Raw genomic sequence first — 12,210 nt, 5'->3', positions numbered from 1 at the left:
TNNACTGAGCCNNNNCNTANGCCGAATTGAGGAATGTTGTCGTTGACCCATCGGAGATGACGTTGATCACCAATCGAATCGTATCGACTTTACCCACGGCCAGCGAACTGGTGCTGTCGCCCAGCACGATNACCGGATCGGATACCCCGTTGTAGTTCGGGTTGAGCTTGAGGGCGCTCCCCGTTGAGGTAATGAACGGTGCTTTCACCAGGGTGAAGATCGATCCCGTCTGTTTGTTGAACACCTTCGACAGTGTGTCGCTGATGGTCACATTTTTCAACGGATCAGGTCCGTAGGCTTTCACCACGATCTGATAGGTGACGTTGTAGCTGCCATCCGACTGGCGAACCGTATCGGCTACGGCCATAGCCAGACCAATGTGCGAATCGGTCGCACGACCATTCAGTACAATTGGTGTCGGCTGGCTGTTGTTGCGTGGATCCAGGTCATTGTCCGGGTCATTATTCGTACCCGCCGTCGACATATCCTCAACTACCTCATCAGCTGGTGTCTTCGCCGATGCCTCAGCCGTATTGTAGAAGGTCAGCGAATCAGGATTCACTCCCGATACATCAACCCGTACGGTGAACGACAACGTTGCTTTGGCACCTACAGCCAGTGTACTAGCGGTATCTACCAGCATCTTGGTAATCAAGCCCTGGCCGGTATACAGCGTGTCTACCGTCACGGTTCCTGTGCTGGTCACATGAATCCGGTTGCTGACAATCAGCGCTCCTTTACCGAAAGCCGTAGAGAGGTTATCTTCTACCTGTACATTCTTCAGCGGTTCCGATCCCATGTTGGTCAGGGTGATGGTATACGGAATGTCATACACACCATTCTGCACCAGCGTCGGTGTACCTACTTCCTTCGCTACCCCCAGCAAGCCTTTTGGCAGATCGAAGCGAACTGTGGTTAAGGCAGAGCCCTGTGGTGCCGGATCGAAACCGTTGTTGGAAATATCCATCACGGTTTGCGACGCATCTGGTGTAGTGCCTGTTACAGTAGCGCTGGAGTAGAACGGACCGTTGTTGCCATTGGTTTTGACGTTCACAACAAAGACTACCGTATCCTGGGCGCCAGCCGCCAGTTTGCTGGCGTTACTGAGCAGATCGGACTGCGAAGATCCGTCGAAGGCTGTGTTAGCGACTAAGGTACTACCTGCGCCAACGATCGGGCCACTGACAACGCTGTAGGAAGCAGGCGAGATAAACGCCTTGCTCAGGCTATCGGTCAGGCTCAGCCCTTTCAGCTCAACACCACCGAAGTTCTTAATCGTTGCCTTATAGGTCACGTTGTACGAACTATCGGGTTGCTGTTCGATTTTAACAACAGCCAAAGCCAGACCAATGCTTGGTTCCTGTGGCTGGCCAGCTCCCAGCGTGAAGCTGGTAACCACCGTGTTGTTCGTTGGATCGCCGTCGTTATCCGGATCGGCTACACCCCCATCGGTCGACATATCCGTTACGGTTCCTTTACTGCTGATAGCCGAAGAGCCTGCCAGGTTGTCGAACGTTTTCGTCGTATCGCCCATTGCGCGTTTCACCGTCACATCCAGTACCATGATCTGCGACTTACCGGGCAGGATATAACTTGCCGAGTCGAGCAGGTTTGTATGGCTGCCACTTCCAGTGAAGCCTGAGTTCACCTTCAGCGTGGAAGCAGCATCTGACAAGGTTACGCTGGCCGACACGGTGTTCGGACGGAAAGCGTATGCCAGATCGTCATTTACCTGAACGTTGCGCAGAGTATCCTCACCGAAGTTGGTCACGACAAATTTGTAGGCCACCTTCACGAGCGAATCACCAATTGCCTGCGGTGTACCCAGCACCGACTTCGCCAGACCAATCACACTGGCTTTGTGAGCCGAGGTGTCTTTCACCGTTACGCTTGCCGTGTTGTTAGTCAGGTCATTGTCCTTATTGTCGAGATAAACGATCTCAGCCTTATTGACAACTTCCTGATTTTTCACGGTCAGACGAGCGTTGAATACGATCTGTGTCGACGCGCCAGCCTTCAGGCTATCGATGTGTTTCGATACTACCCCGTTGGAGACAGTGAAGCTACCACCGGCATCGGGCATTACCATCGATCCGTTCGAGATCGTGAAGCTACCACCAGGCGTTGGAATCAACTCAAGTCCTTTGGGCAGTACATCGCGAACATCAATGTTTTTCGCTGTATGTGGGCCTGCGTTGCTTACCGTAATGGTATAGGTTACAGGCGCACCGTTTTGTACGAATGCTGTGCTTGCCAGTTTAGCAATGCTTACATCCGTGTTCAACGTATCCGTTGCACAGTTGAATACTTTCACAACCACTTTGGATGGTTTGCTCACACAGCCTTGTGCTGTCCGTTCAACTACCCAGTAGGTTCCTTCGCAAACCGAATCCGGACGGATCACAATGTTCGAAGTCGTGCATTCGCAAATCCGGTACGTGTAGGTACTACCAGCCGTTGTTGTTGACAGCGCCTTGGTCAGATCCACGATTTTCGATGGGCATTCGTTGCGCAGGTTGTGCACCAGCGGTGGCAGCACCGGCTCAGCTACATTGACCTTGACAGGCTCTGAACTTACCGAGCTACAACCCGAACCATCCATTAGTTGAACACTGTAGCTTCCGCTATGCTTCACCACAATGGTTTCAGTGGTCGCCCCATTGCTCCATTTGTAGCCTGCATAACCCGTTGGGGCTTTCAGGAGTACGGAGTCGCCATAACATAGGTTCTGCGAACCAGCTACCGTCACGACGGGTACATCCTTGATACCGTTGATCGTCAGATCCATAGCATCCGTAGCCACTGGGCAATTTGGATTCGTGGGGCTAACGGTCAGGGTCAGGGTTACTTTGCCCGACTGCAGATCGGCCGCACTAGCCGTATAGATTGCATTCAATGCATACGGATTATCGAATGTACCTGTACCACTGGTGGTCCAGTGGGCGGTTTTACCTGAACCGCCCATGGCTCCACTCAGTTGATAGGTTTTCGCTGCACACACACTGGCATCAGCGCCAGCACTAGCCGTAGCCGGATTCACACCATCGCAGGGCGAAGGCTCGACACAGGTGTTAACCTGCACGTGAATAGCGACTGGCAGACTTACGCAACCGTTCGTCGTTTTCTCAATCACATAATACGTACCCGTACCTACATGCGCTGGATCAGCGACTTTAGTACTCAAGGTAGCATCCGTGTAGTATTCGAACGCACCACCTGTTGTGGCTGGGTTGCTGGTTACGCCTTTCGACAGATCAGCCGTAGTAATCGGACAGGTGTTGGTCAGATCCGTTACAGTTGGTACCGGCACTTTCGGCAGCACATTCACACCCACCGTATTCGAAGCATCGCTCTTACAGTAGGTCGAGTTGCAGCATTGTGCCGAGAATGTTGCCGAGCTAGCTGGCGAAACAACCAGGATGTTCCCTACCTGATTATTCGACCAGGTCACGTAACTATCTGGCGAGCATCCCTGTGCAACCAGCGTTACCGACGCACCGAAGCAAACCGTAGCGTTGCTATTGCCACCCAGGATCGAGATCGTTGGTGCCGATGGCTTACCTACCTGGATCGTTGTGGCTGCCGACCATTCACCTTCACAGCTACCCACTTTACACTTCACGCGGAAGGTAACATCCTGGGTTGGGGTCACGGTCAGAATCGAACCTGTCGTTTGCTGTGCATCGGACCATTGATAGTTACCATCTGGGCAACCAGTAGCCGTCAGCGATACAGTCTCACCCACACACAGTGCCGACTTGTTGCTCACAATGATCGGGATTGGTGGTGTACCGAGGCTGATGTGTACCGTTGCCGATGGCTTGCTGGCACAATGATCAACTTCGCAGATGGCAGTCAGCCAGGTTTCAGCGTAGACACTTGTCGTGTAAACAGCGCCTTCCTTGCCATCAGACCACTTCACGGTACCATTTTCACAGCCGGTTGCGGTTATCGACACAGGTCCACCCGAGCAGACGGTGAGCGAGGTAGCCGATAGCGTTGGTGCATCGATGACGCATACTTTTATAGCAGCACCCGTTGCATCCAGGCTGGCACACTTGCTACCGATCAGTTGCCGTACGTCGGCAATGGTCGAGAGATTCGATTTCACCTGCGACAGGTCGAGGTAGTTAGCATCGCCCGAGGTTGCGTTGTAAACCAGCGTATGGATCGTGTAGTGGGCATTCTCAGCCGCTACCGTAAACTGTGGCGTGGTTCCGGTTTGCTGAACGACACCATCTTTGGCCAGCAGGTAAACCAGCGAGTAGCCGGTGGGCTGTACTGTACCGCCATTTGGTGTTGCAGCCACAATAGCCGTTGTACTGGTGCTGGCACAAACTTTATCGTTCACAGGTGTCAGGCTTCCAGCTTTAACGACACAGTCGCCAGGATTGATGATGACTGGGTTCGATGGATCGCTCAGACAGGCATGGTACTGGCATTGTGCGTAGTACGTCTGTGTACCATTTGGCATCACGACGATGGACGTGCCTTTGTTATTACCATTCACATCGTTAGCCGACCAGATCACCGTACCTGTGCAGCCCGAAGCGGTCAGGGTTACCGAACCACCCGGTGTTACACTCGTTGTTGAAGCCACGATCGTCGGAGCCGTTACCGGGATTACCGTAATCGTGTAAGGCTGCGTAGCGGTGCTCTGACATACGCCATCCTGACAGTATACGGTGTAACCCGTGGTCACGGTTGGCGAAACAATGATGCTTGTCGTGGTTTCACCCGTGCTCCAGTGTGGCGTACCCTGGCAGTTTTTCACCGACAGTTTCACCTCTTCACCTGGGCAGATGGTATCTGCACTACACAGGCAGCGAACGATCGAAGGCGTTGGCGTTGGGGTTACCTGAATGTTGATCACATTCGACTTGCCAGAGCCACAAGCGGTTCCGCTGGTAGGCACACATAGGGCGTAGAACTCGTGGTTCGACGGAGTAACCGACACCGATACGACCGAGCCAGTCTGTCCATCCGACCATTTCACGGTTCCGTTGCAACCCGTAGCTGTCAGCGAGACGAGTCCACCACTACAGATTGCCGTAGTTGAGGCCACAACCGTTGGTGCTGGTGCAGGCGAAGTATTTACCGATATGCGAACTGTGTTGGAAGCACTGCTTTCGCAGGAACCAATCTTACAGGTTGCGTAGTACGACTTGCTTTCGGTCGGATAGATCGTGATGATCGACCCCGTTTTATCAACACCATGCCAGACAACCGTACCCGTGCAGCCTGTTGCTGTCAGCGATACAGGTTCGCCACTGCAAACACTTGTGCTGCTGAGCCGCACAATGGGCGCTTGTGGGTTAACTACGGCTACAGATACCGTATTCGACGGATTGCTCAGGCAGCTACGGTATTTACACTGTGCGTAGTAGCTGATATTGGCCGTTGGATGTACCGTAATGCTGGTACCCGTTTCGCCATTCGACCACATGACCGTACCGTTGCAATCAGCAGCTGTCAGCGTGATCGCACCACCTGCACAGACCGTATCGGCACTCGCTGTAATCGTTGGGATTACTGGAGCTACCACCTGAATCGTGTACGTTGGCGACGACTTGCTGGTGCAGCTACCGCTCTGGCAGTATACCCAGTAGGTATTGCTACCCAGCGATGGGGTTACAACGATGCTCGAGGTCGTAGCCGTTGTGCTGTTCCAGTGTGGTACACCGATGCAGTTCTCAACCGTTAAGGTTACCGTTTCGCCAGGACATACCACCGACGTGCTGCACACGATGGTTGGCTGTGGCTGATCGGAATTCATATTGATCGTGATCACGGCCGGGTTGCTGAGGCAGCTACCCTGACGGCACTGGGCGGTGTAGGTCGTTTTGCTGTAAGGAGCTACAACAATCGAGTTTCCGGTTTGTGCTTTATCCGACCATTCGATGATACCACCCTGACAACCTGATGCCGTCAGCGTTACCGATGTACCTGGGCAAACGTTATCCGCACTAGCTACAATTACCGGGGTCTGAGGCTCAACCACCGTGACGGTGATTGGCGCTGACGCCTGACTTACACACTGGCCAATCACGCAGCTAGCCGTATAGGTAGTCGTAATGCTTGGGGCAGCAAAGATTGTGGTGCCTGTGCTACCGTTCGACCATCTGACCGTACCGTTATCGCATCCTTTTGCACTGAGTGTTGTCGTATTGCCTTTACAAATCTGGTTTATCGCGCAGATCAGCGTTGGCGGTGCAACATTGCAATCGATAATTGGGGTTACCGTTCTCGATGTATCGTTCAGTGCATGATTTGGATCATTGTTCGACCCGCTGATGATGGCTGTGTTTTTCAACGAACCACCTGCATTGATGGTTGCTTCGATCAACAGTACCCGGCTCGATCCTGGTGTCAGTGTACCGATGGTCCAGATGCCCGTTGCAGGGTTGTACTGGTTCACCGGTGTCGAGCTTACGTAGGTCAGCGTAGCCGGTAACATATCGGTTACCTTCACATCTGTACCCGTAATCGGGCCATTGTTGGAGGCCGTAATCGAGTAGGTGATTTTCTGCCCTACTGAGAACGGACCAGCCGTCACGACATCTTTCACAACTGCCAGATCGGCCAGACACTGACCTACTGTAATCGTCAACGATGAGCGTGTGCTGCTTACACAACCGTCTGAGCTTACTGCTTCAGCGTAGTATATAGCCTCTCCAGCTTTCGAAGGTGTCACGGTCAGTTTGCCTCCGCTTACAGTCGTTCCGATCAGGGTTCCCGTCTGGTCATACCAGTTGATGCGGCCGTTTGGTGCGAAACCAACTAGTTTGGTACTGCTACCCTGACAAACGAGCGTGTCGTCGCAGGCTACGCCCAGCGGAGCATCAGGCCGTTTGTTAATTTTAACCAGTACCGAGTAGGTTGCCGGAGCACAGGTACCCTGTCCATCTGGATCATTCGTCGTAACTGTCAACAGAACATTACCCGCAGCAATATCTGCAGCCGATGGCGTGTAGGTTGTTGTCAGGCTACCTGGTGCACTGAATGAACCTCCCGTTGTTGTGGCCGACCAGGTTACGCTTGTGGCCGAACCACCGAGGATGGCTTTCAGCGAAATCAGGTCCCCTTCGCAAACCGAAGCCAGGGCAACAGCCGTTACGCTAGCTGGGTTCTGACAGCTACAATCAACGATTTCAACATTCAATACCGTCGGGCTGCTGTAGCAGTTATTCTGCTTGGCAAACAGATAGTATTTTCCTGCGCCTACAGCCGTGAGGTTCGTAACTCTCGTTTCTGCCGACCGTTCGATACTGGTGTACCATTCGTACGTCAGGCCATTCGAGTGATTTTCAATCTGAATTTTTGTCAGATCAACCGTCGATTGTGGGCAAGTATTTTTCATTATACCCAGGCAAATCGGCGTTGGTACTGTTGTTACCTGTACCACTACTGGCTTACGAGGACTTACGCAACCATCAGCGGTAAAGGCTTCAGCATAGTATACCGTCGTTGTCGTTGGGTTCACGGTCAGCGATGCACCATTCGACGTCGTAGCAAACGCTACCCCATCGTACGGAGTCAGATACCACCGTATTTGAGCGGCTGTCACCGACGAAGTTGCACTTAACGACACCACATCACCGTTACAAATCGACATATCGTTCGAAGCGATCAGGCTGAAGTTGGTCGGACAGGTATAATAACCAGCATCCAGATTACCATTGAACTCTCCTGGAGCCAGGGTTACTGACCGAGTTTTACCTGTAATCAGGTCGGCATCACTGTCTTTGGCATCATTGCCGCCCTGTTGTGCCAGCGTAGCCGTATAACCCGACGGAGCGGTGAAGCCTACGGCATAGCTGGTGCTGCTACCCGGAGTCAGGCCCGTGAAGCTGTAGAAGCCCGAGGCATTGGTCACCGTCGTTGCCGACTCTGCACCGTTGGTATAGAGCGTAACCTTAACTCCCGCAATACCTGGCTCACCCTCATCCTGAATACCATTCTTATTGGTATCGTTCCAGACAAAGTCGCCCAAACCGGCGCTCGGGATGTAGAAACCTGCGTCCAGGGTGGGGTTGAACTCACCTGGTGCCAGCGTCACTGATTCGGTCTTGCCCGTGATCAGATCGGCGTTCGAATCCTTCGTCCGATCGGTGCCACTGTAGGGAACCGAGGCCGTATAGCCCGATGGAGCGGTGAAGCCCACGACATAGCTATTGCTGCTACCTGGGGTCAGGCCCGTAAAGCTGTAGAAGCCCGAGGCATTGGTCACCGTCGTTGCCGACTCTGCGCCATTAGTATAGAGCGTAACCTTGACACCCTGAATTCCTGGCTCACCATCGTCCTGAATACCGTTGTGATTGATGTCGTTCCAGACAAAGTCGCCAAGACTGGCACTCGGAACATAGAAACCAGCATCCAGATTACCATTGAACTCTCCTGGAGCCAGGGTTACTGACCGAGTTTTACCTGTAATTAGGTCGGCATCACTGTCTTTGGCATCATTGCCGCCCTGTTGTGCCAGCGTAGCCGTATAGCCTGATGGCGTTGTAAAGCCTACTGAGTAGCTCAGGCTATTACCTGGAGTTAAACCCGTGAAGCTGTAGAAGCCCGAGGCATTGGTCACCGTCGTTGCCGACTCTGCGCCATTGGTATAGAGCGTAACCTTAACTCCCGCAATACCTGGTTCGCCCTCGTCCTGAATACCATTCTTATTGGTATCGTTCCAGACAAAGTCGCCCAGACTTGCTTTAACAACTTCCTGAGCCGGTGGTATATAACCTGCGTCCAGGGTAGGGTTGAACTCACCCGGTGCCAGTGTCACCGACGCGGTTATTCCTGTAATCAGATCAGCATCACTATCGAGGGTTCTATCTGAACCACTGAGCGGAATCGTTGCGGTATAACCCGTTGGTGCAGAGAACCCAACAGAGTAGCTCAGGCTACTGCCTGGGGTCAATCCCGTGAAGCTATAGAAGCCCGATATATCCGTCACCGTCGTCCCTGTAAACACACCGTTCACATATAACGTAACGGTTACGCCCTGAAGGCCGGGTTCATTACCATCCTGAATACCATCTTTATTCAAATCAACCCAGACAAAGTCGCCCAGACCCGCGCTCGGGATGTAGAAGCCCGCGTCCAGAGTGGGGTTGAACTCACCTGGTGCCAGCGTCACCGATTCGGTCTTGCCCGTGATCAGGTCAGCGTTCGAATCCTTCGTCCGGTCGGTGCCGCTGTAAGGTAGCGTAGCCGTGAAGCCCGACGGAGCGGTGAAGCCCACGACATAGCTATTGATGCTGCCCGGAGTTAAGCCCGTGAAGCTATAGAAGCCCGAGGCATTGGTCACCGTCGTTGCCGACTCTGCACCGTTGGTATAGAGCGTAACCTTGACTCCTGCAATAGCTGGTTCGCCATCGTCCTGAATACCATTCTTATTGATGTCATTCCAGACAAAGTCGCCCAGACCCGCGCTCGGGATGTAGAAGCCCGCGTCCAGGGTGGGGTTGAACTCACCTGGTGCCAGCGTCACCGATTCGGTCTTGCCCGTGATCAGGTCAGCGTTCGAATCTTTCGTCCGGTCAGTGCCGCTGTAGGGTACCGAGGCCGTATAGCCTGTCGGCGCGGTGAAGCCCACGACATAACTATTGATGCTACCCGGAGTTAAGCCCGTGAAGCTATAGAAGCCCGAGGCATTGGTCACCGTCGTTGCCGACTCTGCGCCGTTGGTATAGAGCGTAACCTTAACTCCCGCAATACCTGGCTCACCCTCGTCCTGAATACCATTCTTATTGGTATCGTTCCAGACAAAGTCGCCCAGACCCGCGCTCGGGATGTAGAAGCCTGCGTCCAGAGTGGGGTTGAACTCACCTGGTGCCAGCGTCACTGATTCGGTTTTGCCCGTGATCAGATCGGCATTCGAATCCTTCGTCCGGTCGGTGCCGCTGTAAGGTAGCGTAGCCGTGAAGCCCGACGGAGCGGTGAAGCCCACGACATAACTATTGGTGCTGCCCGGAGTTAAGCCCGTGAAGCTATAGAAGCCCGAGGCATTGGTCACCGTCGTTGCCGACTCTGCGCCATTGGTATAGAGTGTAACTACAACTCCTGCAATAGCTGGTTCGCCATCGTCCTGAATACCATTCTTATTGATGTCATTCCAGACAAAGTCGCCCAGACCCGCGCTCGGGATGTAGAAGCCCGCGTCCAGGGTGGGGTTGAACTCACCTGGTGCCAGCGTCACTGATTCGGTTTTGCCCGTGATCAGGTCGGCATTCGAATCCTTCGTCCGGTCGGTGCCGCTGTAAGGTAGCGTAGCCGTGAAGCCCGACGGAGCGGTGAAGCCCACGACATAACTATTGCTGCTGCCCGGAGTCAGGCCCGTGAAGCTGTAGAGACCCGACGCATCCGTTACCGTCGTTGCCGACTCTGCCCCATTAGTATAGAGTGTAACTACAACTCCTGCAATAGCGGGTTCGCCATCGTCCTGAATACCATTCTTATTAATGTCATTCCAGACAAAGTCACCCAGACCCGCACTTGGGATGTAGAAGCCTGCATCTACTGTCGGATTATTCCGGGCAGTACTGGACTCTGGCTGACTGGTATCAATGGTGTAAATGCCCGTAAATCCGTTGACCCCAGCATCGCTGTCGAGATCATCAGGCACACCAGCCGCATTGACGGATGTAGATTGATAGCCCGTAGGGGTAATAAATCGGACGATATAACTTCCATCCGTAAGGCTATCAAACAGGTATTTACCACCACCGGAGGTAATGGTCGAATCCAGTTTTGTGGTACCAGTCTTGTCGTATAAATAAACCTTTACACCATTGATTCCGGTTTCGGAATTATCTTGTTTCCCATCCTGGTTTGTATCAAGCCATACATAGTCGCCCAGGCTACCATACGGTCCCTGAATAACCTGGATGTCGCAACAGTTCGACGAAGGGCAACCATTTCTATAGGTCACAAAGCGATACGTACCCGGGCTTTTGATAGTCAGGGACGAATCACTATTGACTTCAACCAGCGAAGTAGAAATGGCAGTAGAGCTGACAGGTACATTGTCTCGGTACCAAACGATCTGATCATAACCCGTTGGAATCGTTACCGTATATTCATCGCCAACGTACCATAATATAGGTACTGAAAAACAGACGGCATCATAATCATCTTCTGCCAGGCTTTGGTTGCCAGGAATCGAATTTAAGTCCGTTTGATCGGCTCCCGTAACTTCAGCTGTATTAAACCAGACACCCCGTTCCAGCACGGTAGCCTTCAACACCAAAACCGCCGAATCGCCGGAGGCAATTGACGGAATCGACCAGGTACCTGTTGTTGCGGTTAGCGATCCAGTTGGGGTAAACGTGCCAGAACCGTGGGTAACACTAGCCGACCCCGGTATAAATGAAACGCCACCAGCGGGCAGCTCATCTTTGACCGACACATTGGTTGCGGTAGTGAAGCCCGACGCATTGGTTACGACAACCGTATACGTAACGACATCGCCAATAGCGGGCGACTGGCTGTTTATTGATTTATGAAGACTTAGGTTAATCTTCTGACTCTGAGCCTGAGCGGGCAAAGCCGCCACGCCCAGTACTAAAAATGCCAGAATCGACAATGCGCGCAGCATGGCCGTGCTCGGATGGGCATAACCAACAAACGAAGAAAGCCGTTGTGCATAGCTATGCCATCGCGGAGGAATCTTTCTCATAGCGGCCGATGCTCTATCTAAACTAGGTAAAGGCATCGGTTTATGAGGTGATTTAGTAAGTAGAGGTTGCTCATTCATTGGTTGGCGAACAAGAAAATAAAAAGCATTTGAACTAGTGTGGATACCATAACCGGGTGGCCCAGAGTCGATGATGTTGGGCGGTTCACGGTCAAATCCACTAAATCCCTGCCTACTGTCTGCTTGCCTGAATGCGAAATTCACTGCAGCCGAACTACTCGTTTTTCCTTGCGAAAACAAGGTCATTTGGAAGACCTGCATGGCCTGGTCATACCATTGCCAGAGATAGGTGATTACAGTTCCAATCAAGCCTATCTTTCCGAGAGGGGCATTAACTGACTGGTATCGCTTCGGCAACCGCCCACAATGGACTGTAGGCGCAAAGCGATCGGTATGTTCTGTGTGTAGCGTAGACATTTCTTCCATTTGCAACTTAATTTGGAATGATCTCAGAGAGCCTGATCGTATTCAGATAGACCCGTGGAAAAAGCAACGGGTCATTAGCCGGAGAAATC

Annotated in this window: 1 protein-coding gene (only partly in view); it reads right to left on the bottom strand. The window is 52.7% G+C overall.

Annotated elements, in window-relative coordinates; genetic code table 11:
- Positions 1-11,596: the 5' portion of an SdrD B-like domain-containing protein gene (locus B153_RS0125680; protein ID WP_020599619.1), read on the bottom strand. It extends 407 nt beyond the left edge of the window; only the first 11,596 of its 12,003 coding nucleotides appear in the window; it begins with the start codon at positions 11,594-11,596; its stop codon lies off the left edge, out of view.
- Between the last annotated feature and the right edge of the window lie 614 nt (positions 11,597-12,210).

This window comes from Spirosoma panaciterrae DSM 21099 (assembly GCF_000374025.1).
Lineage (GTDB): Bacteria > Bacteroidota > Bacteroidia > Cytophagales > Spirosomataceae > Spirosoma > Spirosoma panaciterrae.
The sequence above is the reverse complement of the archived record's forward strand: the minus strand, read 5'-3'. Positions and strand labels throughout refer to the sequence as shown.